The following is a 25,486-nucleotide window of genomic DNA, read 5'->3' as shown; positions in this document are numbered from 1 at the left end:
CTACTTCATGCCCGCCGAAACTGCAGCCCATGAGCGGATCTTCATGGCTTTTCCAAGCGGAGGATACACCTTGGGGCAGAGCGAGGCGGAGGCGGAAGCCGCTCGTACGGCATGGTCCAACGTGGCCCGCGCGGTTGCCCGGTTTACCCCGGTGACGATGATCGTTGATCCAGGCGCACTTGCCGATGCCGGCCGCCATCTCGGGGAATCCGTGGACTTCGCGGTACGCGCGTTGGATGATGCCTGGATGCGCGACATCGGTCCAACCTTCGTACGTGATGCCGCGGGTGAACTCTTTGCGGTGAACTGGAATTTCAACGGTTGGGGCGCCCAGGCATGGGCAAACTGGGGAAAGGACAGCAAGATCGCGAGCGAAATTGCTGCCTTGACCGAAACCAAGGTGCTGCGAGCGCTGATCACCAATGAAGGCGGCGGCATTCACGTGGATGGGGAGGGCACCGTTTTGGCTACCCGCAGCGTCCAGTTGGACCCGGGACGCAATCCGGGGGCAACGGAAGCCGATATTGAAGTGGAATTTTCCCGGCTACTCGGTGCCACGCAGACCATCTGGCTAGAGCGCGGGTTGACCCGTGACAACGAAGAATTCGGAACCCGTGGACACGTGGATATCGTGGCATGTTTCGCCGCGCCCGGAGTGGTGCTTTTCCACGACCAGCAGAACCGCGAGCACCCAGATTTTGCGGTCTCCCAGCAGGTGCGCCAGCAGCTTGAGTCTGCAGTTGACGCCAAGGGGCGCAAGCTCACGCTCATTGCGGTGCCGGCCCCGACGGTGCTCACGGATACCGAGGGATGGGTTGATTACTCCTACATCAACCATCTAGTCACCAACGCCGGAGTCATCGCCTGCACCTTTGGCGATCCGATGGATGCCCAGGCCCTGCAGGTATTGGCGGAGGCCTATCCTGGGCGGGAAGTGGTGGGAGTCGATGCCCGGGAGCTCTTTGCGCGCGGTGGCGGAATCCACTGCATCACTCAACAGCTGCCGGGGGCTAAACGCAAGGGTTAGTCCAGTCCGACCTGATGGCGCCGCTCCAGAAATACGGGGCGCGTGATTTTGCGGTTTGCGGCGAAAGTCGGCTCGGTGCTGCAGGCTCCGGTGGCCAGATCGGCCAGATGCTCGCCGATGGCGGGCACAAACTTAAACCCATGTCCGCTAAATCCGGCGCCCACGGTGATCGGTCCGAAGCGATCCAAAATGAAGTCCTCGTCCTCGGTATTGGAGTAGGTGCAGGAGACCGTCTCAAAACGTTCGGGGTCCACACCAGGTAGCCAGCGTGCGGCATATGCCTGCAACGCCCGAATTTGTTCGTCCACGAGTTCATGCGGACGGGCATCCGGGTCAACTATGCGGCCCGAGCCGTGCCAGCCGACCTTGATTCCCTCGCCGGGGGTGTGCATTCCATAAATCGGACCGTAGACCGGGGAGCCGGTATCGCGGGCGGGGTCCAGCGAGTGGTTGAACCCGGGCCACCGTACCGGAAGCGGGGTTTGCGTGAAATGAACCGGGTGCTCTTCGGTGACATGGATCCGTGGAAGGCTGATTGCTTCCCCAAGGAGCGACCGGGTCCATGCCCCGGCGGTCACGATGACATGGCGTGCGCGCAGGGTTGAGCTCCCCGCAGGGTCCTCCAGCTGGATGCTGACAAGTTCCTCGGAGATCACTTGCAGGGACGACACACGCCGAGTGTGGTGAATCGTGGCCCCGGAGTTCAACGCCAGACGTTGCAGTGTCGAAACGGCAAGATCGGCATTAATCTGACCACCTGCGGGAATATACAGAGCTTCGGTCTCAAATTTCATCCCGGCAAAACGTTCTTCGGCTTCGGCAATGCTCAGCGTCACGCAGTCGAATCCGGCCGCGCCAAGACTGCGCTGGATCTGGCGTTGCCCGGCTGGATCGCCGTGGTTCACCAACCCGGTGCGGTTTAGCAGCTCGGTGCCACCGGCCTGGGCAATCTCATCCCACAGGTGGTTCGCGCGTTGCAGCAACCGCACGTAGGGAGTTTCCGCGTAGGCCGGATTGAAGTTGCGGGTCGCCCCATGCGAGGCACCGTGCAGATGGCCCGGCGCGTACTGCTCGAGCAAGAGCACTTCGCGGCCGCGTGCAGCTAATGAGTGGGCGGCGGCCGAGCCCATCGCTCCGCCGCCAATGATCAGGTAGTCAACGTCGATACTCACTAGACAAGCGTAGAACGAGGCAGCGCGGAATTCGTATTCTGCGGTCGTGCTCGGGTGCACTAACGTAAAGCAATAGGGCGCGACTGCGTTCGGCGCAGGAACTGGAAGGCAACAACTATTGGATACGCTACAACTCGGCGCATTGCTCGGATTGTCCGCGGCCGTTTTTGTGGGGGCTTCTACACAACGAATCTCCGGCATGGGATTCGCGCTGGTTGCTTCACCATTTCTGGTGATGGTTCTCGGGCCGCACCACGGGGTCATGGTGGTCAACTTCCTCGGAGCCTGCAGCAGCTTGTTGATTCTGCTTCAGGTATTCAGGGACGTTGAGTATAAGAAGATCTTGCTGATGCTCGTTCCTGCGGTCGTCATGACTCTTCCCGGCGCCTGGGTTGCCTCGCGTTTAGGCGGCCCATGGCTCACCGTTGGGATTGCCCTGATGGTCATCCTTGCCCTGGGTTCGAGCTTCCTGGTGCGCAACCTTCGTACCGCGCAAAGCAAGGGGTTGGCAATCGGGGCCGGCGCCGTTTCCGGATTCATGTCTGTTACCGCCGGAGTATCAGGTCCGGCCATTGCGGGGTACGCGGTGGCCAGCCGATGGCCGCAGGCGAAATTCGCCATTTCGGTGCAACTGTATTTCTTTGTGCTGGCCGTCGCTTCTTTGCTGGCCAAGGGCGGAGCTCCTGAACTTCATTGGACGCAGTGGGTGAGCTGTCTCGTGGCGATGGTTGGGGGAATACTGCTGGGCAACTTCCTCGCTCCTAAAATTCCGGAGAGGTTTAGCCGCTTGTTCGTTATTCTCGTCGCGTTTGCCGGGGCCGTGACGCTGATGGTCAACGGGCTAACCCAGGCACTGGCGTAGGCAGAAACTGGCTAAAAAGTCTATCAGTGAGATAATTGGTACCGTGCGGACCGATGAGAGCATTCAGAACCATGGCAAACCGGCCACAGAACTAGACATTGAACGGCAGGCATTGTGGGCAGGCTTTATCTGTTCAATCCTAGGATTAATAGTCGGACTCATCCTGTTCGCAGGTAATCGTCCGGCCCTCGCCGGTGGGCTATCGGTAGGTGCCGTCGCAGCTTCAACCGGAGCGATCGCAGCAGCCCTGGCAAGTGCGGTGGCCTTTCGGCGGTTGCTGCTATCGCGCGAGCCGTGGCTCGCACGGATCCCCAGGTGGCGTCAGGCAGTCACCCTGATTGGGCTGGTATTGGTTCATGCAGCAAGCTCGGTGATGATCTTGATGGTGGCTTTCCACCTGATGCAGCAGGCGTTTTTCGGACTGCGTGTGGATATGCTTGCCGGGTCCTTGCTTGTCAGTGGCGCGACAGGGGTAAGCGCCTATCTGTGCTTGGTTGCCACGGCTCGGACAAATGCCGAAACTCTGTCGGTGGTTCTGGGTATCTTCATGGCCTCGGGTGTCGTCATCAGCATGCTGCTCGCCGAGGACCGAGGCTGGTGGCAGTCGATGTTCTCTTCCCTCGGCACCTATGACGCGGGGATTGGTTCCTTCTGGACATTCAATACCACGTTGGTGGTCTCCGGGCTCGTGCTGATGGCCTTTACCGAATTTATGACCAGAGATCTTGCAAAGCTCGCACGGACCTATAGGTGTCGCCCGAGCTTGGAGAAATACCGGATTGCAAAGTATCTGCGTCCGCGTCCCGGCGTTGTCCGCTGGTGCCTGTTGGCGGTGGCCGTTGGCGTTATTTTGATCGGGATAGTTCCGGTGAATGTTGCACCCGAGGTACACGCTACTTTTGTCCGTTTGGCGGCGGCCGGGATGATGCTGCTCCTGATGGGGACTACCGTGCTTCTTCCGGGGTATCCGGTGGTTTTCCATTTGATGTCGCTGACGGCACTAGGAGCCCTATGGCTGTCCTTCTTGCTATGGCAGGAATGGAACTACTACAACCTCACCGGATTTGAACTTGCCGTGGTCGCAATTCTCTTCACCTGGATCTCGGTGTTCATCCGTACAACTTCGGCACTGATCCACGACAAGAAACAGCAACTTCGCAAGGAAAAACGTGCGCGCAGACGTGCGCAGCGTGAACAGTTGGCCGGTGCGCAAGATCCGGCAGCCTCAAATATCGATCCGCATTTCAACCACGGCGAAATCCGTCGTAATGGTGAGGACGCAGGTTTCCAGAGTCGATAGCCTTGAAATATGTTGATCTCCGAGAAGCTGTATTTGCTACTGACCAAGGATGACGGCCGCCCCGAGACGGTGATGAGCTCTTATGGGTACGGGATGAACGCGGCGGTCATTGCCGACCTGATTCTGGGCGGACGAGTGGGCTTGACCGAAGACACGAATCCGCGCATCACAATCATCGGGGCGGGGCCAATCGGGGACCCGGTATTGGCGCATTCCCTGGACAGGCTCGAAGGCAAAGACGGCACAACCCTGGATTCGGCCGTTGCGATCAACCGACTGTGCAATATTCGCTTGGTAACAGATTCTTTAGCCAAGCAAGGACTCGTGGAACACGGAGAACGCAGCTTCTTTGGTCTGGGCAAGGGGAATGTGAAGGTACTGAACGGGCAGTTGGAACGCCAATTCCGTTTCGGGCTGCGGTCGGTGCTCCAGGGGCAACGGGAGGCCGAAACCCACGAGGCAACGCTGCTATCCATCTTGCAAGGCATGGGCGTGGTGCCTGATGTCCTAGCCGAGGAGATCGAACCGCTGAACACTGCAGAGGCCAAGCAACGGATCAAGGAAGTCGCCACGGACTCCCGTGCTGGGGACGCGGTACGCAAAGCGGTGGCAACGATGAACAGCGCGGTCGCCACGACCACCATCCTTCCGGGCTCTCGCTGAGAAGCCGGTAGCCATGCGGGCTGCTCGACCAAACCGGCTTGCATCACGACGTCCACGGTGGCTTGGAAGTGCTTGCGCAGCAGCACGCCGAGCTGCTGCGCATCGCGGGCCAGGGCCTCATCGAGAATATCTGCGTGCTCCTGCTCAACATCGCGCGCCACCGCCGCTTGTGACGGTGCGGCCCACCGGCGATAGAGCTCCGTGAAATTCGCCAAGTCGGTGGAGGGTTTCAGCCTCGGTTGGCACTCGCAGGGAGCCAAAAGCTGATGATGAAATTCGCGGTGCGCAACCGACCAGAGCGGGTTCACGCGATCCGGTTCTTCGGGTAGACGGCGTGGGGTTCGCGAAAGTTTATGGTGCGCGGCGATGAGCCCGGATTCCCAACCTACGGTTCCACGCTCCACGGCCAGCCGTGCCGCGAGCGCCTCGGTGGCACAGCGGAGCTCGGTAATATCTGCCAATTCTCCAAGGTTCAGATCTGGAACGAAAAATCCGCGATTGGTGCGGATGGCAACAAGGTATTCACCGGCTAAACGAGTCAAGGACTCGCGAATGACGGTGGTGCTGGTGCTGAATTGCTCGGCTAACGTGGTGGGCTGCAAGCGATCTCCAGGAGACCAGAATCCGTCCAGAATCGTACGGCGAATTCCTTCGAGCGAATGCATAGATGCCTTTGCCCCGCTGGCCTCTTTCTTATTGGCGAAACCTTGAGCGCAAAATCCAAGATAATCAGATTATGTCTGGCTACTCAGAGTATTGAGCGATTTCGCTTCTTCGTGTTCCCCCTGTGTTTCGCTGCACCCTTTACGTAGCGTGGCGGTGGGCCTAGGCTCGGCTCATGCCAGTGATGCTGCGTACTATCCAGACCGCCGTACCAGAAACGCTCCTTCGCCAGGACGAAGTTCGTGATGTCTTTGCGCTGCAACCTGGGTTGTCCCGTTTGGGTCAGCGGCTGATCGCTACCTCCTTCGATTCCTCGGCAATCAACACCCGCTACAGCTGCGTCAAAGACTTCGATGCCAAGCACCCTCCGGCGAACCCGTTGTTCTACGACGCAAGCACACAACTGCTGCATTCCCCGAGCACCGCCACCCGCAACCGCGAGTATGTGGCCCATGCCCCGGCCCTCTTTATCGGAGCCGCGCAGAAAGCCCTGGATGACTGCCCGGATCTGACGCCCGCGGACATCACCCACGTCATTACCGTCTCCTGCACCGGTTTTTACAACCCAGGACCGGATTACCAGATTGTGCGCGCGCTGGGCCTGAAGCCCAATACGGTGCGGCACCATCTGGGGTTCATGGGCTGTTATGCGGCTTTCCCTGCACTGCGTGCGGCTAAGGACTTTTGCCTCGCGGATCCGCAGGCGACGGTGCTGGTGGCCTGCGCGGAGCTGTGCACCCTGCATGTGCACAGCTCGAACGACCCGGACACCATCATGGGTTCTGCGCTCTTTGCCGACGGAGCCGCGGCGGCAATCGTCACCGCACGCGGCGACAGCGGGTTGAGCATGGACGCCTTTGAAACGGTGCTCACCCCGGTCGGCGAAGAGGCCATGGCGTGGAATATCGGGGATGAAGGATTTGAGATGGTGCTCGGGACCTATGTTCCGCACATCATTGATGAGCATATCAGCGGCGCCTTGGAACCGCTCTTCGCGAAGGCTTCCATCCCGGAGACAAGCTTTGCCCAGATCAAGCATTGGGGGATTCATCCCGGCGGACGAGCGATCCTGGACCGCGTCCAGAATCGCCTCGAACTCAGCGATACCCAATTAGCACCTGCCCGCAAGGTCTTGGCCGAATACGGAAATATGTCCAGTGCGACGGTCCTATTCGTGCTCAAGGAAATCATGGATGATCGGCAAGCCAACTCGGGCGAACGAGTCTGCGCCATGGCCTTCGGTCCCGGACTGACCGTGGAAACCGGGCTGTTCACCCTGCACGGGGAGGCTGAATGACGAGTCTGCGGCGCAGCATTGGAGTCGCAGAGGAAATGGATCGACCGGACTGCGACCCTAAGTTGCTACGCCGGACCTACGCGCAGTTTCCGCTGGTAAATCGGGTTGTCGCCGGATGGCGCGGAAACTATGTGCGGTTCATCCGCCCGTTGCTGCGCCGCCGGCCCGAAACAAGAATTCTGGATGTGGGCTGCGGAGGCGGTGACCTCGCAATGAATCTGGCCCGCTGGGCGCTCGCCGATGGGCTTTCAACTCAGATCCTCGGCATAGATCCGGATCCGCGCGCCATCGACTATGCCCGGCAGGCTATGCGCCGGGCGGCGCTACCGGAGGGCGTGGTGCAATTCCGTGAGACTACCAGTGCGCTGCTCGCCGCTGCTGGGGAGCAGTTCGACGTGGTGCTCTCGAATCACCTGCTGCATCACCTGGAAGCGCGCGAATTGCAGCAGCTGCAGGTGGACACCGAATCGCTGTGCACCGGGATCGGCCTGCATAGCGATATTCGCCGCGCCCGAGCGGCGTTGCTGTTGTTCGGCACGGCTACGCTGCCGCTGGCCGGTACCTCGCTGATCCGCCGCGACGGGCTGGTCTCCATCCGGCGCAGCTATACGTCGGCGGAACTGCGTCACCGGGCCAGGCCAGGCTGGGAGGTTCAGGCACAACGGACTTACCGGAATGTGCTGCTCTGGAAGGCCGCCGGCAGTGGATGAGGTAGCGATCATCGGAGCCGGACCGGTGGGACTGACCCTGGCGATCCTGCTGGCCCAACACGGGCAGAAGACCACGGTGTACGAGAAGAGCACCGAACTAGCCGGGCATTCACGGGCGATCGGCCTGCACCCACCGGCCCAGCGGATCCTTGAACTGGCGGGGCTCGGCCCGCGGGCGCAGGAAAGCGGAGTGCCGATCCGCCGCGGCATCGGAATGTCCGCGGGCCGCATCATCGGCACCATGGATTTCGCGGTGATCGGCGGGGACTACCCCTTCGTCTTGTCATTGCCCCAGCAGGTCACCGAGTCGCTGCTGCGCGAACGCCTGGCAGAGCTTGCCCCGGGGGCACTGGTCTCCGGGGCCGAGTTCTCCGGCCTTCTGGAACAGTCGCCGGACGGGGTGGAATTCACCGCCGGCGGCACCGCGCACCGTGCCCGATGGCTGGTCGCGGCCGATGGAGTGAACTCTTCGGTGCGCAGGAGCCTAGGAGTTCCTTTCGCCGGGAAAGAGCTGCCCGACACCTACCTGATGGGAGATTTTCCGGATACCACGCAGCTGCCCCATACCGCCGCCTTGTTTTTGCACCCGGCGGGGATTGTGGAATCTTTCCCCTTGCCGGGTTCTTTGCGGCGCTGGGTAGTGCGTGTGGACGGCCAGGACCGCGGCGGCTCGGCCGCCGAGGTGGTTGATGCGCTCTGCCATCGGGTGGGTTTTGTGCTCGACGCCGCGAGCTGCACCATGCACAGCCGCTTCACTACCGCCAACCGGCAGGTTGCCTCGATGGTCCATGGGCGGGTGGTCATGCTCGGGGATGCCGCGCACCAGATCAGTCCCATTGGGGGACAGGGGCTCAGCTTGGGATTTGCCGACGCGCTGGAGCTGGCAGCTCGGTTGGCTTCCCACGCATCCCTGGCCGGTTTCTCCGAAACCCGATTGCAGGCCGCGCGCAAGGCGGGATCGCGTGCGCAGCTGAATATGATGCTGGGCCGGCCCTTGCCGCGATGGCTGGCCCCGGCACGCGATGTCCTGATTTCACGCCTGGCATCGAGCCAACGAATCCATGACGGTGCCGCCCGCAGCTTTACGATGACCGCACGTGGAGTTCCGCGAAGTAGCTGATGCGCGGGAGGGTGCCGCTGATTCTCTTCTTGGGGAGGGCTCCGGAGCAGCAAGCACCATGCGTGCCCAAACTCACCGCCAACTTCCAGTGGATACGTGAAACAATAGGTAGTAATGACTTCCAGCGACTCCACCACACTTTCCGCCGTTGAACGCAAGGCCCTGCGCACCGAGCAGGCCGCTGCCCAGCGCGCCCAGCAGCTGCGCATCTCCAAGTCCCGAGCCGAGGCCGAGGGCCGCGCCCAGGTCGTGCCAACGGCCGAAGGATGGAAACAGGAGATGGGCGCCGATGGCCGTCCAGAACTGCAGTTCGCCACCAAGCGCCGCGTCGCCCAGCCGCCAACGCACCTGGCGGACCTGAGCCTTGCCGAACGCCAAGCGAAGCTGAAGGAACTAGGCCTTCCCGCCTTCCGCGCCAAGCAGCTTTCGACGCACTACTTCACGCACTACACCACCGACCCGGAGAAGATGAGCGATCTTCCCAAGGAGCGCCGTGCGGAACTGGCCGAGGCCATGTTCCCGAAGCTGCTCACCGAGGTCAAGCGACTGACCACCGATGACGGCAAGACCATCAAGTTCCTCTGGCGCCTGTTCGACGGTTCGCTGGTCGAGTCCGTGCTCATGCGCTACCCGGGCCGCATCACCCTATGCATCTCTTCGCAGTGCGGCTGCGGCATGAACTGCCCATTCTGCGCCACCGGACAGGCGGGGCTGACCCGCAACATGTCCACCGCGGAAATCCTGGACCAGATTGTCCAGGCGAACCGGGTGATCGCCGAAGGCGGCCTCGGTGGCCAGAAGCATCCGGACGAACGCGTGGGCAACATCGTGTTCATGGGCATGGGCGAGCCGCTGGCGAACTACAAGCGCGTGATGAACGCGGTGCACCGCATGGTTGCCGACGCCCCCGAAGGCCTGGGCATGAGCGCCCGCGGCATCACCATTTCCACCGTGGGTCTGGTGCCTGCCATCCGCAAGCTGACCGAAGAGAATGTGCCGGTCACCTTCGCGCTGTCGCTGCATGCCCCGGACGATGAGCTTCGCGATGAGCTGATCCCGGTGAACTCACGCTGGAAGGTCGACGAGGCGCTGGACGCCGCGTTTGACTACTATGTGAAGACCGGACGCCGCGTCTCCATCGAGTACGCGCTGATCAAGGACATGAACGACCATGAGTGGCGTGCCGAGCTGCTGGCGAAGAAGCTCAACGCCCGCGGTCGCGGCTGGGTCCATGTGAATCCGATTCCATTAAATCCGGTACCGGGCTCCATCTGGACCCGCAGCGAGAAGGACATCACCAGCAAGTTCGTGCGCCGCCTGGACAGCCTCGGCGTACCCACCACGCTGCGCGATACGCGCGGCAAAGAAATCGACGGCGCCTGCGGGCAGCTCGCAGCCGACGAAGACTAAACATCTGTGACTAGGGCCTTTGCTTCACGTGAAACACGTGGAGCAAGGGCCCTTTTCGCGTTTAGGGGTGCCGGCAATCTGGCGCGCGGCCTGTCCGGAGACGCTATTTCTGGGTTCGCCGGTCGGGGCGGGCTCCGCGAACACCGGCAGCCGCCAAGACACAGGCGCCGACTCAGCAAGAGCAACCGCGGCCAAACCGGTAGGGTTCAGATATGGCCGTTTCAGACCCACTCTTTTTAGACAAGACCAATCCCGAGTTGTGGAACTCCATGGGGAAGTTCTCCAACCAGCTTGCCAAGACCTACCGGGCAGCCGGCATCAGCGACCGGACAGCCGAACTGATCAACCTTCGGGTCTCGCAGATCAACGGCTGCGCCTACTGCCTCGACATGCACACGCGCAAGGCGCTGGAAGCCGGAGAGCGCATGCAGCGCATCGTCTTGCTCAGCACATGGGATGAATGCGGCGGACAGTTTGACGAGCTCGAATGCGCGGCCCTTGCCATCGCCGAGGCTGCCACGGATCTGCCCTGCCCGGAGGAACGCATCGCCGCCGTAGCTTCGGCACGACTGCTGCTTACCGATGAACAGGTTGCCGCGATCCAGTGGATCGCGATTTCGATGAACGCTTTTAATAGAATTTCCATCCTGTCCCGCCACCCGGTCAAGGAACGGGCGCTTGGAGCGGAGAACGCCCAGTGAAGGTATCTGCTCGCGGACAGGTGCCGCCCTTTGAAGTAATGCAGATTGTTGATTCGGTGGCCACCATGCGCACCGCCGGACATGATGTGATCTCGCTCTGCGTCGGCGAACCCGGTGGCGGGGCACCGGCCGCGGTTAATGAATTGGCTTCGAAGCTCCACGCCGAACATGCGGATTTCGGGTACACCTCAACCACTGGCTTAGCCGCAACAAGGCAGGCGCTAGCCGAGCACTACCGCCTGACCTACGGGATAGAGATTCCCGCGAGGAACTTCGTCATGACTGCAGGTTCCTCGGGCGCATTCCAGCTCGCGTTCTTGGCGGCCTTTGATCAGGGAGATATCGTCGCATTGGCGCGCCCTGGGTACCCGGCCTACGCAAATATTCTGCAAGCCCTTGGGCTGCAAGTTGTTGACCTGCCCACCGGACCCGAGCAGCGTTTCCAGCCGACGGTGGAACTTCTCGAGGCGGCGAAGGCGCAACACGGACGCCTCGACGGGCTGGTGATAGCTTCGCCGAATAACCCCACCGGCACCATGTTCAGCGCCGCGGAGCTTGAACGCCTTGCCTGCTGGTGCGAGGCCAATGGGGTGCGGCTGATCAGTGACGAGATCTATCACGGAATCGAGTTTGTTCCCGAACGCAGGGGCCATACCTCTTGGGAATACTCCCAGACCAGCATCGTCGTCTCGTCTTTTTCCAAATACTGGGGAATGACCGGCTGGCGTTTGGGCTGGATGATCGTCCCCGACGATATGCTCGCCGTGGTGGATGGCCTAGCTTCCAACCTTGCCCTTTGTGCGCCGGCGCCCGCGCAACGCGCCGTCCTGGCGGCCTTCGAACCAGCGAGTCTGGACGAAGCCGAGAGCCGGGTAGCCGAATTTGCGCGCACCCGTGAGTTGGTGCTCCGCAGCATGGAAAAGCTTGGCATCTCCCAGGCGGCCCCTGCCGATGGCGCGTTCTATCTCTACGGAAAACTGCGCCCGGCGGTGCTCGAAAAGTTTGGTTCGGCCTCTGGGTTCTGTGCCGCGGTCTTGGAAGAAACCCATGTGGCGCTCACCCCCGGCGGGGACTTTGACCCATTTGCGGGGCATCTCTATATTCGGCTTTCTTTCGCTGCGGGCTACCATCGTGTCGCCGAAGCGCTGGATCGAATCGATGCATTCCTGAAAAGGAATATTTAGCAAAGGGAGTTTATACACAGTTCGCCGTTGCGGGGCAACGCGTTGAACAAGCAGGCCCGAAGCTGGGATGAATCAATGTCCGCCGCCCAGCTTGGAGTCCACCATGCGCGATCTTCCGCTACCCGTTGAACACGAATGCCTTGCCTGCTACCTCTATCGGGTAGCCGAGGACGTCCCCTGCGAAGGTTCGCTTCGCATGCTCAAATATTACCGAGACCATGCGGCACCCCGAGCCACCGCGCTGGAACGCAAGATCAAGCTGCTGGGCGGATACTGCGATTGCGAGGTTCTCATGAACGCACTGCGGCCGGCTACCACCGAGGCGGTCAGAGCCATGGACCACGGGGCCGATTTGGTCTGCAAAGGGGTACGCCGCGGCTGTATTCAACCCTGCGAGCAGTGGTTGATACGCCGCGGCGTGCAATGGGCTGGCGGACAATTCCGCAGCCGGGGTGCTAAAAGCTCTTAGTCGTCGATTGCGTCAGACCGATTCGCTGCCTTCTTCTTGGACGCCATACGGGCCTTGAGAAGTTCCACGAAGATCGGGATGACCGAAATCAGCACGATCAAGATGAAGATGATGTCTACGTTCTCTTCGATCCAGCTAATCTGGCCCAACCAGTAACCCAGCAAGGTTACGCCGACACCCCAGAGCAGCGCGCCGACAAGATTGTAGAAAACGAAGGTCTTGTGGTTCATTTTGGCGACGCCGGCAATCACCGGCACGAAGGTACGAACCACCGGGACGAAGCGTGCAAGGATGACCGCGCGTCCACCGAATCTCTCGAAGAATTCGTGCGCACGTTCCACGTTCGCCTGGGAAAAGAAACGAGAATCGGGCTTTTTGAAGATCGCGGGGCCAGATTTCTTACCTATGATGTAGCCCGTTTGGTCTCCGGCGAAGGCGCAAACGAAGATCGCGAGGGCAAAAAGCCACAGCGAGATATCCAGAGTTCCCGAAGCAATCAACAGCCCCACGGTGAAGAGCATTGAATCCCCTGGCAGGAAGAACCCGACAAGCAATCCGGTCTCGGCAAAGACGATGCCGCACACCAGCAGCATGACCCATGGGCCTAAGGCTGGGTCGCGGAGGAAGACGTTGGGGTTCAACCAGTCGGGGAGAAACGCGGCTCCCATGGTTGGTGTCCCGAACTCGGTCATAAGCGAGAGGAAAGGAGAAAGATCTAGCACGGTAAAAGACTACGGGAAATCACTGGGAGTTTCCCTGCACGTTAATGCAGATCACAGACCGAAAGTGCGTGGAGAAACGCCGAAATTACATCCTGACAGGTGCTTACCGAACCTTTGCGCTAGCTGGCGCACAGGTGGAGTGTGGCGGCACAGCGCCAGAGCTTATCGGCAAGATCACAGCCAGCTCGTCCCTATGCTGGCACCGGGCGGGGCAATGTCTACCGAGGCGCCACCTCATTCGTCCGAGGTCAGGCGGGCGAGCATGACCCATGACAACCGTCATGGGCGGGACGTGACTTTCTACTCTGTGCACAGCACCGGAAATTTAGAAAAATAGTGAGTATGAAAACGCTGAACCGAACCGACGCTGTCACGCTGACGGGGCTTCACAAGACTTTCACGACACCCCGTACCAAGGTCGAAGCCGTTAAAGGCATCGATCTAACCATTCACACCGGACAAATCGTCGCCCTGCTGGGGCCGAACGGTGCAGGGAAGACCACCACCGTGGACATGATCCTCGGGCTGACCGCGCCAACCGCAGGAACTGCCCAGGTACTTGGCCTGGACCCGCACAAGGCGGTGTCCAGCGGCCGGGTCTCCGCAGTTTTGCAAACCGGCGGACTGCTTCGAGATATGACCGTCTACGAAACGATCAAGGTCATCGCGTCCATGCACCAAGTTCATGGACGAATCGACGAAGTCATGGAACGAACCGGACTAACCCCGATCGCCAAGCGCCGCGTCGGCAAATGCTCCGGTGGTGAACAGCAACGAATCAAATTCGCTCTCGCGCTCCTGCCCAACCCAGATGTGTTGATCCTGGATGAGCCCACTGCGGGGATGGATGTGATGGCTCGCCGCGAATTTTGGAACACCATGCGCAACGAAGCCATCGACGGGCGAACCATCATCTTCGCAACCCACTACCTCGAAGAGGCACAAAACTTCGCCGAACGCACCGTGCTGATCAGCCGCGGCACGGTGGTCGCAGACGGCGCAACAGAGCAATTACGGCAGATGATCTCCGGACGCAAGGTAGTCGCGACCATGCCGGACGCGCGAAGCATCGACCAGCTCATGAGCGAAGAAGCCAAGCCCGAGATCGAAGAGCGGTCAGGGATGCGGGTGACCTTTCGCTGCCAGGACTCGGACGGGCTGGCACGTGAACTTCTGACTCGGTATGGCGCCTATGATCTGGAGATCTCCGCGCCAAGCCTCGAAGACGCTTTTGTTCAGTTGACGGAGGACGCATCATGAATCCCACATATGTCGGTGTCGAGTTCACCCGACACATTCGAGATGGCTACAACCTGTTCTTCTCCCTGCTGATGCCTTCGGCAATGTACCTGCTCTTCGGCAATATCCCCAGCTACGGCGAGGAGGTCCTCGGACTGGGAAACGTGAAGTTCTACATCATGGCGTCCATGGCAGCCTACGGGGCCGCGATCTCGACGGTTGCCATCGCCGGCACCGTTGCTACCGAATCCATGCAGGGCTGGGGGCGGCAGATCGCCTTGACAAGAATGTCGCCGGCAACCTTCGTCTCCTCGAAGATGTTCGTGGCGACCACCATCGCGGCAATCTCCGCAGCCCTGGTCTACGCACTGGGTGCCGCAACGGGCGCCACCACCACCGAATGGTGGCTGTGGATCGCCGCCTTCGGCATCACGATGGTCGGTTCGCTGATGTTCGCTTGCTACGGCATCGGCGTTGGCATGCTCTTCAAATCCGAATCCGCGCTGGGCCTGGCCTCGGGGCTGATGGTGTTCTTCGCCTTCTTCGGCAACGTGTTCATGCCGCTGAGCGGCATGATGCTGGATATCGCCCGTTTTACCCCGATGTACGGGTATGTCGCGCTGGTACGTTTCCTGCAACTGCAAGATGTTCCAGCAGAAACCGGGTTCGCTCCCGATGCATTGTGGATCCCAGTGACTAATGTGGTGCTATGGGCAGCGTTTTTCGCAATCTTCGCCCTGATCGCAACGCGAAAGGCACGGGCACGACAGTGACCGAACGTAGTCAGGCACAGGCCGATGTAGACCGGTTCTGGAGCAGATTTGGCTGGTGGGTTTCGGGAGTGTGGATTATTTTCCTCATCTACCCGACGCTCACCCTGCTCCAGGAGGACTTCCCGGTGGCACTGCGGGTCATTGGACTGAGCCTGATTCTCGTGTACGCGGCCGCTTACCTTCGCGGCTACGGACGGTTCTCCTGGACGGTGGGCCACGGCGGCAGCAGCTCTTTCGAGGCCTATGCCTATTTCGGCACCATGGCAGCGATCATGTTTGCAAGTATTCCGATCCTGCACGATGGCGCGTTGGGGTTGCTGCCCTTTCTGACCTCATATTCGGCTTTTCTGCTCAAGCGCAAGGTCATGTACGTGACCTACGCGGTGGCACTGATCCTGAGCTTCGGCCTTCCGTTGGCTTACGGAGTGTTCTTGCAACAGCTCTTCCTCACCGGGTTGAACGTGATGCTCATGGTCATTTACTTCGTCACCTCCGGGACGATCCGCAGGGCCGTAGCGGCAGACATGATCAAGGATGAATTCCTGGTCCTTAGCGAGCAAGAACGAATGGCTCGCGACGTGCATGACGGGGTAGGCCATTCGCTGACCGCGCTGAACCTCAAGGCGCAGCTGGCCCTGCGGCTGCTGGACGAAGGCGAAGTCCAGAAAGCTCGAAGCGAGGTTGAACAGCTCAGCGAGCTGGCGCTCATGGCGCTCGATTCGGTGCGCACCACCGTGCATGGAATGGCCCGGGCCGATCTCGAAGGGGAACTTCAGGCCTTGGCGTGCGTGTGCGCCGACAGCGGCATCGAATTTAACGTCGTGGGCCGGGCGGAAGCCATCCCGCACGAACTGCGTTCGCACGTTTCGTGGATCGTGCGGGAATCGCTGACCAATGTGTTGCGCCATGCGCACGCCAGCGGGGTCTGGGTTAGCCTCTCGGAGCAAATGCTCAGTATCGATGATGACGGAGATGGCCTGCAGAATGCCAAGGAAGGCCATGGGCTACGCGGCATGCGTGAACGAGCCCGGCTTTTCGGAGCCAGCTGTACAGTGGGGGAGTCGAAGCTCGGCGGAACCAGCATTCGAATCGACTTCGGAACCACAGGAGTACATTCATGATCAAGGTGTTGATTGCCGATGACCAGCACCTGGTCCGCGGTGCGCTGGTGGCGCTGCTGAACATGGAACGCGACCTTGAAGTGGTTGCCGAATGCTCCGACGGGGACGAGGTGCTGGACGCGGTGGCCGCGCACGCCCCGGACGTGGTGCTGCTCGATGTACAGATGCCGCGCATGGATGGACTCACGGCCGCCGGCCTGGTTCGCGCGAAGCATCCGCAGGTCAAGGTGCTGATCGTGACCACCTTCGACCGTCCGGGATATTTCAGGCAGGCATTCGAGGTCGGAGCCCATGGCTTCCTTGTCAAGGACGCCTCGCCCGCCGAATTAGCCGACGCGGTGCGCCGGGTGCAGGCCGGAGGCAAGGTCATCGACCCGCAGCTTGCCATGCTGTCGGTTGAATCCGCGAGCAACCCGCTGACCGATCGGGAACGCGAGGTCCTGGGGCTCGCGGCGGCCGGGAGCCCGGTCTCCAGGATTGCCCAGGAAATACATCTGTCGGTCGGTACCGTGCGCAACCACCTGTCGAATGCGATCGGCAAGACCGACGGGTCGAATCGGATCGAGGCCGCACGCATTGCCCAGGAACGCGGTTGGATCTAGCGGGTTGCGAAGTGCGTGATCAGGCCGATGACCCAGATGGATGTGGCCAGCAGGACGCAGCCGAACTCTACAATGATTCCGATGCCCATGGCCTTCAAAGTCGCCCAGGAAGAGGCCAAGGCGCCACCGAACTTGCGGTGACGAGCGGCCTCGCCGAGGAATAGCCCCACCGCGAAGCCGAGGAACAGGCCCACCACCGGAATGAGGATGGCGCCGGCGATCGCACCGAGCAACCCCCAGAAGATCGATCCTTTGGGGATCTGATGCTGTTTGAGCTTGCGTCCGGTCAGTACCGCGGACGCCGACCAGCCTAAGGCGGCGATCAGCATGCCGAGCCCCGCCGCCCACCAGGAAGCGCCGGATCCCAGTAGCCAGCCCCATCCGAGAAGCGTCAAAATAGTGAGCAAGGAGCCGGGAAGTACCGGAATGATGGTTCCCAAGGCAGAAACGATCAGCAGTAATCCGGCAATAATGGTGTAAATAATCTGTGCATCCACACCCTTAGTGTGGCACGGTGAGCTTGAGAATAACTTTTGGGCGCGTGCAGGATTTTTGAGGTGTTTGATGAGTCAGCAACAGCAGGGCCGCATCGGTGTCGAGATCAGCAACAACGTAGCCACGGTGAGCCTGGATAATTCGAAGCAGCACAACGCGCTGACCAAAGACATGTGTCTGCAACTCGTCGGCGCGTTTGCAGGGCTCTCTGCAAATCCCGAGGTCGCTGCCATCGTGGTGACCGGGGCCGGAACGAACTTCAGTGCCGGCATCGCCATCGATCAAATGAATCTGGTGCTCTTTGACAAGCCCAGCGGAGACGGACTGGTTAACCACTTTGATCTGGTGGACCATGCGATTACCAGTTGCCCCAAACCGACCATCGCGGTGGTGCGCGGCAATTGCTTCGGAGGGGCATGGCAGCTGGCGGCCGCTTGCGACGTCCAACTGGCGGCGGACAATACCCGTCTGGCTATTACCCCGGCCAAGGTGGGGTTGGTGTTTCCCCGGCCTGGCATCGAACGCCTGGTGCAAACGGTAGGCCGGAGCCGCGCAAAATACCTGCTGTTCAGCGGCGCCGGAATCAGCATGCAGGAAGCCTCCGATTGGGGCTTGTTTACCCGGGTTGTCCCAGAAGAAAAACTGGAAGGCGAGGCGGCGACCCTGATCTTCCAAATGTCAGCCAATTCGAACTTTTCGATTCAGCACACCAAGGAAGCCATCTCACTGACCGGTGAAGGAAAACCGGATCCATTGCTTGATGCCTACTGGGAGGAGCTGTGGAGGGACAACGCGCACAGCGCGGATCTCAAGGAAGGCCGAGCGGCTTTTGCCGCCAAACGCCGCCCAGAATTCAACTGGCGCTTCGAGGGGACCAACTAGCGGCGCAACTCGCTGCTGGAAGCGTGCGCCCGTAGCTAGCCGCTGTGCTTGGCTACCAGCTCGCGTTTGAGAATCTTCCCGCTGGGGCCGAGCGGGAATTCTTTCACGATCTCAATGTGCCTTGGGTACTTGTAGGCAGCGATCTGTTCGCTGACCCATTGGCCGATACTTTCCGGGTTCAGGGTCGACCCGGGTTCCAGCGTGATCGAGGCCGCGACTTCCTGTCCGTGCTTTGCATGTGGAATGCCGTACACGGCCGCGTTGGAGATCTCCGGATGGCTGACCAGCACTTCCTCCACCTCGCGTGGGTATACGTTGTACCCGTTGCGCAGCACCATATCCTTGGTGCGGTCCATGATGCGCAGATAGTCTTCTGCATCTTTCGTGCCTAGGTCTCCGGTGCGGAACCACCCATCCACGACGGCCTCGGCGGTCGCATCCGGGCGGTTGAGATATCCGGAGAACAGGTTGTGTCCGCGGATCACCAGCTCTCCCAGCTCTCCGCGGGGAAGCAAACGGATTTCGTTCGGATAGGCAGGGTCGGCGATTTCCACTTCGACTCCCCAGATGGGGGTGCCGATAGTTCCGGGGCGAGGCTCGCGCCCCAAATGGTTGAAGGTGGCGGCCGGTGAGGTTTCGGTCAGTCCGTACGCCTCATGGATTCGAGCTCCGAAACGCGCCTCGAAGGCGTTCAGGACCGCTACCGGCAGCGACGCACCGCCGGAGACCGCATAGCGTAGCTTGGTTGGTTTATCGCTGCGTTGCTTGCCGGCTTCCAACAGTGCGACGTACATGGTGGGGACGCCAAAGAACAAGTCGATTTCCTGGTCCAAGACTAGGTCCAGGGCATCTTTCGCGGTGAATTTCGGAAGCAATACGAGTTCGGCACCGGCGCGGAATCCGGTGTTGAGCACGGCCGTTTGGCCGAAGGTATGGAACAGCGGCAAGCCGCCGAAGAGCTTATCGCCGGGGCGCATATCGATGGTTTCCAACAACAATGTGCTGGTCTGTTCGATTAACGCTAGATGGGTGCCGAGGGCGCCCTTGGGCGTGCCGGTGGTACCGGAGGTGTAGAGGATCGTGGCGATATTCTCCGGATGCTGTGGCTCATAGGTCCTGATGGGATCCGCGCTCGCCGCGCGGTCTTCCAAGCGGTCGGTTTCCAACTCCGGCGGTGCCAAGACGCTGAGGACTTTGGCGCCGGCCAGTTCGGCTCCAGCTGCGCCTTCGCCTAGCAGGGGAGCGGCACAAATCAGCAGCTTGGCCGCGGAATCTTCGAGTACGTAGGCGATCTCCTGCTTCTTCAGCAACGCGTGGATGGGCACTGCAATAGCTCCCAAGGAAAGGATCGCGTAGTACACCCGGGCGAAGTCGGTGACATTGGGAATGAGCACCGCCACGCGGTCTTCCTGTTGGATTCCGAGATCGCGCAAGGCTCCAGCATAGGCGCGGGTCTCATCCCAAAGCTGGCTGTAAGTGGTGCTTTGGCCGCTCATGGTGATCGCGTTCTGATCGCCATAGCGCGCGGCGCTTTCGGCCAAGATGGCCGCCACCGACATGGTCAGGTTTGAGTTCGAACGCATCACGCAGGGCTCCTAGGATCAACAGCTAAAACTTAGTGAGGTGGATCACTCTACAAGCCTAGTGGAACTTCGTGTCAAATCAAGGTACTACGTTTCATTTTACGTTTTCCACTTTCTTAGAGAGGTCTTGAGCTCTGCTGGTCGTAGCCATTGAATAGACTGCACGGTCGTTTTAGACTCAGCGTGTCATCACTGACAACTCGCAATCTAAGGGAGCACCATGTCGACGCCAGAATTTCCACCGGGATCTCCGTGTTGGATCGATTTATTGACCAAGGACATCGAGGCTGCCAAAACCTTCTATTCGCAACTCTTTGGATGGAGCTATGTCGTGGGGGATGAGGAAACCTACGGTGGCTACACCACGGCCGCCATCGACGGGCTCCCTGTCGCGGGGCTTATGAAAAACGATCCGGACAATGGCTTCCCGGACGTATGGAGCACTTACCTGCGTGTTGCGGACATCGACGCGGCGGTAGACCAAGTCCAAGCGCATCAGGGGCATGTCTACATGCCGCCTATGGAAGTGCCCGAACAGGGGAAAATGGCGATGATTGGCGACCCCTCGGGCCTCGGAGTGGGACTCTGGCAGGCCGGCGGCCATCCCGGCTATCAGAAGATGGGGGAGCAAGGCACCCCGGTGTGGCATGAGCTGCACACCACCAAATTCGAAACCTCAACAAAGTTCTATCGCGAAGCGCTGGATTGGGATCTGGAGGTGATGAGCGACAGCGACGAGTTCCGCTATCAGACGCTCGGCGCCGGAAGAGATGCAAAGGCCGGCGTGATGGACATCGCGCATTTCGAGGACCCGAAGCTCGCCGGTTGGAAGGTGTATTTTGCGGTGGAGGACACCGATCAAACGGTGGCCGAGGCCATTGCCGCCGGCGGCGCGGAAGTCAGCCCGGCCATGGATTCGGACTTCGGCAGGCTCGCGGTCATCGCGGATCCCACCGGTGCCGAGTTCTATGTCATCCAGGCCAACGGCTAAGGGCGGACCGATTGCTCCGGATGCGGTGAAAATTTTCTTGCTGATTGCGTATCCATCCAACGAATCGCTTCATGGCGTGTGGAAATGGTGCGATTTGGCGAGTCGTTCCACGTAAGCTCGGGTACATGCAACAACGACTTCTTGGACGCACCAACCGCACCGTTTCCGTCATTGGCCTGGGCACCTGGCAGCTGGGCGCCGACTGGGGAGCGGTGGACGAAGCTGAAGCTCAGTCGGTGCTCGACGCCGCCTACGCCGAGGGCGTCAGCTTCTTCGACACCGCAGATGTCTACGGGGACGGACGCAGCGAGCAGCTCATCGGCCGCTGGCTGCGGGCCAACCCGCAGGCCGAAGTCACGGTGGCCACGAAGATGGGCCGCCGCGTGGAGCAGGTGCCCGAAGCCTATAACCTGGAAGCCTTCCGCGCGTGGAACGATCGTTCCCGCGCCAACCTGGGGGTGGACACCCTCGACCTGGTGCAGCTGCATTGCCCGCCTACGCCGGTGTACTCCACCGATGCGGTCTACGATGCGCTGGACACCATGGTGGCCGAGGGGCGGATGCGCTCCTACGGGGTCTCGGTGGAGACAGTTGATGAAGCGTTGAGCGCTATCGCCCGTCCGAATATCGCCACCGTGCAGATCATCGTTAATGCCTTCAGGCACAAACCGCTGGAGCAGGTGCTGCCCGCGGCCCGCAAAGCAGGAGTCGGCATCATTGCCCGCGTCCCGCTGGCCAGCGGGCTGCTGACCAACCGCTACACGCCGCAGACGAAGTTCGCCGCCGATGACCACCGCAACTTCAACCGCGACGGCTCGGCCTTTGACGTGGGCGAGACCGTCTCCGGGGTCGACTACGCCACCGGGCTGCAAGCCGCCGAGCAGTTCGCGCAGCTGGCCGCCGCCGAGGCGCCGCAGGCGACCAGCGCCCAGGTAGCCCTGGCTTGGCTGGCCGCCCAAGAAGGCATCAGCTCCATCATCCCCGGGGCCCGCAATGCGGACCAGGCCCGGGCCAATGCCGCCGCCGGGTCGCTGCAGCTCTCTGCGGGTTTCAACGCCGCGGTGCGCGAACTGTACGACACGAAGCTGCGCGCGCAGATCCACCCGCGCTGGTAGCAGCCTAGCTCGGTGCCCCGATGCCGATCGTGGCACCGAGGCGCACCGGCTCGGCCGGGCGGTGCTGCCCGCGCTCGGGGACGTAGCGCAGCTCCTCGTCCTTCTGGTCCGGGGCGTTGACGAAGGAGCGGAAGCGGCGCAGCTTCTCCGGATCCGCGAGCGTGGCCGCCCATTCGTCCTGGTAGTTGCCCACATGCGTTTCCATCGCGGCTTCAAGCTCCGCGCCCAGGCCGAGGGAGTCCTCAACCACCACGGCCTTGACGTGCTCGATGCCGCCGTCCAGATCCTGCATCCAATGCGCGGTGCGCTGCAGCCGGTCCGCGGTGCGGATGTAGTACATCAGGTAGCGGTCGATGTAGCGCAGCAGCGTGGCATCGTCGAGTCCACCGGCTAGCAGCTGGGCGTGGGCGGGGTTCGCTCCGCCGTTGCCGCCCACATACAGGTTCCAGCCCTCGGCGGTGGCGATCACTCCGACGTCCTTGGCCCTGGCCTCGGCGCATTCACGCGCACAGCCCGAAACGCCCATCTTGAACTTGTGCGGGGCGCGCAGCCCACGGTAGCGCAGCTCCATTTCGATGCCCATGGTCACCGAGTCCAGCATGCCGTAGCGGCACCAGGAGGAGCCGACGCAGGTTTTCACATTGCGCAGCGACTTGCCGTAGGCCTGGCCGGATTCGAATCCCGCGTCCACCAGCTCCTTCCAGATCTCCGGCAGCTGCTCCAGCCGGGCGCCGAACATGTCGATGCGCAGCCCGCCGGTGAGCTTGGTGTACAGGTTGTACTTCGCCGCGACGGAGGCGATCACGCCGAGCTTTTCAGGGGTGATTTCCCCGCCCGGGATGCGCGGGACCACCGAGTAGGTGCCGTCCTTCTGCATATTGGCCATCACCCGGTCGTTGGTGTCCTGCGCGCCGGCCAGTCCCGCTTCCATCGGGTGGCCCGAGGTCTGGGAAGCGAGCACCGAGGCGATGACCGGCTTGCAGATGTCGCAGCCCGCTCCTTGGCCGAAGCGCTCCATGATCTGCGGGTAGCTGGTCAGCCCGGCCAGGCGCACGGCCTCGAAGAGCTGGGCGCGGGAGAATTCGAAGTGCTCGCACATGGCCGCGGAGACCTCGGCGCCGTTCTTGAGCATTTCGGCTTCCATCAGCTTCTTGAGCATCGGCACGCAGGAACCGCACTGGGTACCGGCCCGCGTGCAGCCCTTGAGCTCGGAAAGCTTGGTGACCGGATCGTTGCCTTCGCAGCTTCCGCAGCCTCCCACGGCGTCGCGGATCGACCCGGCGCTGACATTGTTGCAGGAGCAGAGTACCGCTTCATCGGGCAGTTCGCCCTGCGGCGCCTCGCCGCCCAGCGCGCTGAGGTAGGCTCCGGCCTCGCCCGGCAGCTCGCGGCCCAGCAGCGGACGCAGCGACTGGTACGGGGTGGCGTCGCCGACGAAAATGCCGCCGAGCAGCACCTTGGCATCGGCGGAGACCACGATCTTCTGGTAGAGCCCGCGCGGAGCATCCGCATAAACGACCTCCAGCGCGCCTTCGGTGCGGGCGAACCCGTCGCCGAAGCTTGCCACGTCCACCCCGGAGAGCTTGAGCTTGGTGGCGGTATCGAAGCCGGTGAACTCGGCGGTTCCGCCCTGCAGCCTATCGGCCACGACCTCGGCCATGGCGTTGGCCGGCGCCACCAGGCCGATGCACAGCCCTTCGAAGTTGGCGACCTCGCCGATGGCGTAGACGTTCGGGATCGCGGTGGCGCAGCCGGCGTCGATCTCGATGCCGCCGCGCGGGCCCAGGCCGAAGCGCGGCAGGCTGCTTTCCGAAGAGTCCAGCGCCGCGTTGTAGTTGCGGGCGATTTCATCGCGCGGACGCACCCCGATGGACACGATGACCATATCAGCCTCGATGGTGCGCTCGTCGGCCATCAGCACCCCGCAGACCAGTCCGGTCTCGGCATCGGTGAGAATTTGGCTGGGGAACACCCCGCCGTGCACGGTGAATCCGGTCTCTGCGATGAGCCGCCCCATGGCCTGGCCGGCGCCCTCATCGAGCTGGGTGCCCATCAGCCATTTGCCGCCGTCGATCACCACCGCTTCGGCGCCCAGCGCCTGCGCGCCGGCTGCGGCCTCCAGGCCGAGCAGGCCGCCACCGATGGTGGCCACCACCGGGGCGCGGCCCAGGGATTCGGTGAGCTCGCGGACCTGCTCGGCAATGGCCCAGACGTCCTCCAGGGTGCGGTAGACGTGGGTGTGCTCGGCTCCCGGAATCGGGAGAGTGGCGGCATTCGAACCGGTGGCCAGGACCAGCTGGTCGTACTCGAAGCTGCGCCCGTCGGCGGTGCGCACGGTTTGCTTGATGCTGTCCAGCTCGGTGACCGCTGCACCGGTTTCGAGGGTGACATGAGCGCGTTCCCAAAGCTCAACCTCACCGAGGGTCAGGTCGACTCCGGGGTTGGTCAATGCCTGGGAGAGGGCCACCCGGTCGTAGGGAATGTGTGTTTCTTCGGTGAGCACGGTGATGTGCAGGTCGCTTGGCTCGCGGTTTGAAATGGCCTGCGTGAAGCGGTGCGCGGCGGGGCCACCGCCAACCACCACAATGCGGCGGGATCCATGTGCTGTGCCCATGATGAAACTCGACTTTCGCTCGAAAAGATCAGTGCTCGTTGGTGAATGATCCCAGCTTAGAAAGTTAGTTTTGCGCCGCAATTACCCTTATGTTTCGGGGGCCACAATTTTCTCCACCACCCAAAAAATAGCCGGTGAGAAGCGCGAAATATGTTGGAATCAAAACTGGTGCTCCGCACGGCGTTTCCTCGAAGAGTCGCGTAAAGATCCTTGATATTCCGGGAGGGATCGGGGGCTCACCTTGGTTGCGCTACGCGGTGAAGCAGGCTTTACCGAGGCGGAACAGCAGTACGCACGGCGCGAAACATTGGAGTTCTAAGCTCGAACTATCGAAGGCACCCAGTTGAAAGGAGCGCAGTGATGAGCGCTGTAGTCGAAGAGTATGTATTAGACATTCCAACCAACCTCGCGTCGGTCTGCCGACCGGAGGACCTGGAACCAGGGTGGGGAGAAAGCGCCCTGCTCGATGGCCGGCAAATCGCGTTGTTCCGCACCGAATCCGGGGACTTCTTCGCGGCCTCGCATCACTGCCCGAACAGCGGCGCGAAGGTGATGGCTCGCGGGATTCTCGGCGATACCATCATTGACGGCCAGCGCGTGCCGACGGTCGCCTGCCCGCTGCACAAGGAAATCTATCGATTGGATTCCGGACAGTGCCTCAGCGCCGAGGAGACGCCGCTTCCGGTGTATCACCTGGTCGAACACGAAGGCCAGCTGTGGACGGGAGCACAGCGATGAGCGGCAACACGGAAGCTTCAGCCAGTATTGAAC

The 25,486-nt window shown here is 61.4% G+C and carries 25 protein-coding genes and 1 pseudogene; 20 read left to right on the top strand and 6 right to left on the bottom strand.

The features are described 5' to 3' along the window. Positions 1–7: 7 nt before the first annotated feature. Positions 8–1,027 (top strand): agmatine deiminase family protein, encoded by a 1,020-nt coding sequence (locus ACT3UQ_RS11520; protein ID WP_181150502.1) that lies wholly within the window; start codon positions 8–10, stop codon positions 1,025–1,027. Here ACT3UQ_RS11520 and ACT3UQ_RS11515 read toward each other — a convergent pair. Then, entirely contained in the window at positions 1,024–2,199 is a 1,176-nt protein-coding gene (locus ACT3UQ_RS11515; protein WP_105569557.1) for an FAD-dependent oxidoreductase, read from the bottom strand. The two genes, ACT3UQ_RS11520 and ACT3UQ_RS11515, sit on opposite strands and share 4 nt — an antisense overlap. Positions 2,200–2,317: 118 nt before the next feature. Here ACT3UQ_RS11515 and ACT3UQ_RS11510 point away from each other — a divergent pair, with 118 nt between their 5' ends. From ACT3UQ_RS11510 to ACT3UQ_RS11495, 4 genes are read left to right on the top strand one after another with little or no spacing between them, the layout of a single operon-like run. Next, entirely contained in the window at positions 2,318–3,061 is a 744-nt protein-coding gene (locus ACT3UQ_RS11510) for a sulfite exporter TauE/SafE family protein (protein WP_146112429.1), read from the top strand. Between the two features lie 43 nt (positions 3,062–3,104). Further along, positions 3,105–4,361, top strand: a complete 1,257-nt coding sequence (locus ACT3UQ_RS11505) for a hypothetical protein (RefSeq protein ID WP_105569559.1) — start codon at positions 3,105–3,107, stop codon at positions 4,359–4,361. 9 nt (positions 4,362–4,370) lie between these two features. Then, positions 4,371–5,024 (top strand): GOLPH3/VPS74 family protein, encoded by a 654-nt coding sequence (locus ACT3UQ_RS11500; protein WP_105552748.1) that lies wholly within the window; start codon positions 4,371–4,373, stop codon positions 5,022–5,024. Between the two features lie 38 nt (positions 5,025–5,062). Next, positions 5,063–5,197, top strand: a complete 135-nt coding sequence (locus ACT3UQ_RS11495; protein ID WP_258133888.1) for a hypothetical protein — start codon at positions 5,063–5,065, stop codon at positions 5,195–5,197. Here ACT3UQ_RS11495 and ACT3UQ_RS11490 read toward each other — a convergent pair. Next, positions 5,147–5,689, bottom strand: a pseudogene (locus ACT3UQ_RS11490) (GntR family transcriptional regulator); the annotation flags it as partial. The gene ACT3UQ_RS11495 and the pseudogene ACT3UQ_RS11490 overlap by 51 nt on opposite strands. Positions 5,690–5,862: 173 nt before the next feature. Between ACT3UQ_RS11490 and ACT3UQ_RS11485 the strand changes: the two are divergent. The 7 genes from ACT3UQ_RS11485 to ACT3UQ_RS11455 all read left to right on the top strand — a co-directional run bounded on the left by ACT3UQ_RS11485 (position 5,863) and on the right by ACT3UQ_RS11455 (position 12,578). Beyond that, positions 5,863–6,984: a type III polyketide synthase gene (locus tag ACT3UQ_RS11485; protein ID WP_105569560.1), complete on the top strand. Its 1,122-nt coding sequence runs from the start codon at positions 5,863–5,865 to the stop codon at positions 6,982–6,984. Continuing rightward, the gene (locus ACT3UQ_RS11480) at positions 6,981–7,694 is read left to right on the top strand and encodes a methyltransferase domain-containing protein (RefSeq protein WP_444637134.1); all 714 of its coding nucleotides are present in this window, start codon (positions 6,981–6,983) and stop codon (positions 7,692–7,694) included. The genes ACT3UQ_RS11485 and ACT3UQ_RS11480 overlap by 4 nt, the downstream gene beginning before the upstream one ends. Further along, complete coding sequence (locus ACT3UQ_RS11475; protein ID WP_444637133.1) at positions 7,687–8,814, top strand: FAD-dependent oxidoreductase; 1,128 nt, start codon at positions 7,687–7,689, stop codon at positions 8,812–8,814. Before ACT3UQ_RS11480 ends, ACT3UQ_RS11475 begins: the two co-directional genes overlap by 8 nt. A gap of 114 nt (positions 8,815–8,928) precedes the next feature. Beyond that, positions 8,929–10,224: a 23S rRNA (adenine(2503)-C(2))-methyltransferase RlmN gene (rlmN, locus tag ACT3UQ_RS11470; protein ID WP_255248436.1), complete on the top strand. Its 1,296-nt coding sequence runs from the start codon at positions 8,929–8,931 to the stop codon at positions 10,222–10,224. A 212-nt stretch (positions 10,225–10,436) separates the two neighbouring features. Beyond that, positions 10,437–10,925 carry a carboxymuconolactone decarboxylase family protein gene (locus ACT3UQ_RS11465; protein ID WP_096286289.1) on the top strand — a complete coding sequence of 163 codons (489 nt, stop codon included), beginning with the start codon at positions 10,437–10,439 and terminating at the stop codon, positions 10,923–10,925. Then, on the top strand, positions 10,922–12,109 hold the full coding sequence (locus ACT3UQ_RS11460) for a pyridoxal phosphate-dependent aminotransferase (protein WP_105552753.1): 1,188 nt from the start codon (positions 10,922–10,924) through the stop codon (positions 12,107–12,109). Before ACT3UQ_RS11465 ends, ACT3UQ_RS11460 begins: the two co-directional genes overlap by 4 nt. Before the next feature lie 103 nt (positions 12,110–12,212). Next, the gene (locus tag ACT3UQ_RS11455; protein ID WP_181148362.1) at positions 12,213–12,578 is read left to right on the top strand and encodes a DUF2695 domain-containing protein; all 366 of its coding nucleotides are present in this window, start codon (positions 12,213–12,215) and stop codon (positions 12,576–12,578) included. Here ACT3UQ_RS11455 and ACT3UQ_RS11450 read toward each other — a convergent pair. Continuing rightward, positions 12,575–13,270: a DedA family protein gene (locus ACT3UQ_RS11450; RefSeq protein WP_181148410.1), complete on the bottom strand. Its 696-nt coding sequence runs from the start codon at positions 13,268–13,270 to the stop codon at positions 12,575–12,577. The two genes, ACT3UQ_RS11455 and ACT3UQ_RS11450, sit on opposite strands and share 4 nt — an antisense overlap. Positions 13,271–13,642: 372 nt before the next feature. On the opposite strand from ACT3UQ_RS11450, the gene ACT3UQ_RS11445 reads away from it, so the two are divergent. Genes ACT3UQ_RS11445 through ACT3UQ_RS11430 form a run of 4 tightly spaced genes read left to right on the top strand, consistent with a single transcriptional unit; the run spans position 13,643 to position 17,035 of the window. Beyond that, positions 13,643–14,560: an ABC transporter ATP-binding protein gene (locus ACT3UQ_RS11445; protein WP_105552755.1), complete on the top strand. Its 918-nt coding sequence runs from the start codon at positions 13,643–13,645 to the stop codon at positions 14,558–14,560. Beyond that, on the top strand, positions 14,557–15,312 hold the full coding sequence (locus tag ACT3UQ_RS11440) for an ABC transporter permease (protein ID WP_105552756.1): 756 nt from the start codon (positions 14,557–14,559) through the stop codon (positions 15,310–15,312). Before ACT3UQ_RS11445 ends, ACT3UQ_RS11440 begins: the two co-directional genes overlap by 4 nt. Continuing rightward, a complete protein-coding gene (locus ACT3UQ_RS11435) occupies positions 15,309–16,433 on the top strand; it encodes a sensor histidine kinase (protein WP_181148380.1) in 1,125 nt (374 codons plus the stop codon). Before ACT3UQ_RS11440 ends, ACT3UQ_RS11435 begins: the two co-directional genes overlap by 4 nt. Beyond that, positions 16,430–17,035: a response regulator transcription factor gene (locus ACT3UQ_RS11430; protein ID WP_105552758.1), complete on the top strand. Its 606-nt coding sequence runs from the start codon at positions 16,430–16,432 to the stop codon at positions 17,033–17,035. The genes ACT3UQ_RS11435 and ACT3UQ_RS11430 overlap by 4 nt, the downstream gene beginning before the upstream one ends. Here ACT3UQ_RS11430 and ACT3UQ_RS11425 read toward each other — a convergent pair. Next, the gene (locus ACT3UQ_RS11425; protein WP_096286305.1) at positions 17,032–17,532 is read right to left on the bottom strand and encodes a DUF456 domain-containing protein; all 501 of its coding nucleotides are present in this window, start codon (positions 17,530–17,532) and stop codon (positions 17,032–17,034) included. The two genes, ACT3UQ_RS11430 and ACT3UQ_RS11425, sit on opposite strands and share 4 nt — an antisense overlap. A gap of 67 nt (positions 17,533–17,599) precedes the next feature. Here ACT3UQ_RS11425 and ACT3UQ_RS11420 point away from each other — a divergent pair, with 67 nt between their 5' ends. Then, positions 17,600–18,412, top strand: a complete 813-nt coding sequence (locus tag ACT3UQ_RS11420) for an enoyl-CoA hydratase/isomerase family protein (RefSeq protein ID WP_105552760.1) — start codon at positions 17,600–17,602, stop codon at positions 18,410–18,412. A 35-nt stretch (positions 18,413–18,447) separates the two neighbouring features. Here the strand turns inward: ACT3UQ_RS11420 and ACT3UQ_RS11415 are convergent, their stop codons facing one another. Continuing rightward, a complete protein-coding gene (locus tag ACT3UQ_RS11415; RefSeq protein ID WP_444637132.1) occupies positions 18,448–19,995 on the bottom strand; it encodes a long-chain-fatty-acid--CoA ligase in 1,548 nt (515 codons plus the stop codon). Positions 19,996–20,263: 268 nt separating this feature from the next. Here ACT3UQ_RS11415 and ACT3UQ_RS11410 point away from each other — a divergent pair, with 268 nt between their 5' ends. Then, the gene (locus ACT3UQ_RS11410) at positions 20,264–20,986 is read left to right on the top strand and encodes a VOC family protein (protein WP_258133493.1); all 723 of its coding nucleotides are present in this window, start codon (positions 20,264–20,266) and stop codon (positions 20,984–20,986) included. Between the two features lie 125 nt (positions 20,987–21,111). Beyond that, on the top strand, positions 21,112–22,101 hold the full coding sequence (locus ACT3UQ_RS11405; protein WP_444637131.1) for an aldo/keto reductase: 990 nt from the start codon (positions 21,112–21,114) through the stop codon (positions 22,099–22,101). 4 nt (positions 22,102–22,105) lie between these two features. Here the strand turns inward: ACT3UQ_RS11405 and nirB are convergent, their stop codons facing one another. Continuing rightward, entirely contained in the window at positions 22,106–24,715 is a 2,610-nt protein-coding gene (gene nirB, locus ACT3UQ_RS11400) for a nitrite reductase large subunit NirB (RefSeq protein WP_444637130.1), read from the bottom strand. Between the two features lie 360 nt (positions 24,716–25,075). Here nirB and nirD point away from each other — a divergent pair, with 360 nt between their 5' ends. Further along, on the top strand, positions 25,076–25,453 hold the full coding sequence (gene nirD, locus ACT3UQ_RS11395; RefSeq protein WP_096286317.1) for a nitrite reductase small subunit NirD: 378 nt from the start codon (positions 25,076–25,078) through the stop codon (positions 25,451–25,453). Positions 25,454–25,486: the final 33 nt, after the last annotated feature.

The sequence above is a fragment of the Glutamicibacter sp. AOP12-B1-11 genome (assembly GCF_052379245.1).
Lineage (GTDB): Bacteria > Actinomycetota > Actinomycetes > Actinomycetales > Micrococcaceae > Glutamicibacter.
This window is presented reverse-complemented; position numbering and strand designations above follow the sequence as displayed.

Bases quoted from the DNA above. Each gene is read 5' to 3' on its own strand.
- rlmN (WP_255248436.1), top strand. From the start codon at position 8,929: ATGACTTCCAGCGACTCCACCACACTTTCCGCCGTTGAACGCAAGGCC.
- ACT3UQ_RS11420 (WP_105552760.1), top strand. From the start codon at position 17,600: ATGAGTCAGCAACAGCAGGGCCGCATCGGTGTCGAGATCAGCAACAAC.
- ACT3UQ_RS11465 (WP_096286289.1), top strand. From the start codon at position 10,437: ATGGCCGTTTCAGACCCACTCTTTTTAGACAAGACCAATCCCGAGTTG.
- ACT3UQ_RS11445 (WP_105552755.1), top strand. From the start codon at position 13,643: ATGAAAACGCTGAACCGAACCGACGCTGTCACGCTGACGGGGCTTCAC.
- ACT3UQ_RS11405 (WP_444637131.1), top strand. From the start codon at position 21,112: ATGCAACAACGACTTCTTGGACGCACCAACCGCACCGTTTCCGTCATT.
- ACT3UQ_RS11500 (WP_105552748.1), top strand. From the start codon at position 4,371: ATGTTGATCTCCGAGAAGCTGTATTTGCTACTGACCAAGGATGACGGC.
- ACT3UQ_RS11480 (WP_444637134.1), top strand. From the start codon at position 6,981: ATGACGAGTCTGCGGCGCAGCATTGGAGTCGCAGAGGAAATGGATCGA.
- ACT3UQ_RS11415 (WP_444637132.1), bottom strand. From the start codon at position 19,995: ATGCGTTCGAACTCAAACCTGACCATGTCGGTGGCGGCCATCTTGGCC.
- nirD (WP_096286317.1), top strand. From the start codon at position 25,076: ATGAGCGCTGTAGTCGAAGAGTATGTATTAGACATTCCAACCAACCTC.
- ACT3UQ_RS11430 (WP_105552758.1), top strand. From the start codon at position 16,430: ATGATCAAGGTGTTGATTGCCGATGACCAGCACCTGGTCCGCGGTGCG.
- ACT3UQ_RS11450 (WP_181148410.1), bottom strand. From the start codon at position 13,270: ATGACCGAGTTCGGGACACCAACCATGGGAGCCGCGTTTCTCCCCGAC.
- ACT3UQ_RS11520 (WP_181150502.1), top strand. From the start codon at position 8: ATGCCCGCCGAAACTGCAGCCCATGAGCGGATCTTCATGGCTTTTCCA.
- nirB (WP_444637130.1), bottom strand. From the start codon at position 24,715: ATGGGCACAGCACATGGATCCCGCCGCATTGTGGTGGTTGGCGGTGGC.
- ACT3UQ_RS11455 (WP_181148362.1), top strand. From the start codon at position 12,213: ATGCGCGATCTTCCGCTACCCGTTGAACACGAATGCCTTGCCTGCTAC.
- ACT3UQ_RS11440 (WP_105552756.1), top strand. From the start codon at position 14,557: ATGAATCCCACATATGTCGGTGTCGAGTTCACCCGACACATTCGAGAT.
- ACT3UQ_RS11485 (WP_105569560.1), top strand. From the start codon at position 5,863: ATGCCAGTGATGCTGCGTACTATCCAGACCGCCGTACCAGAAACGCTC.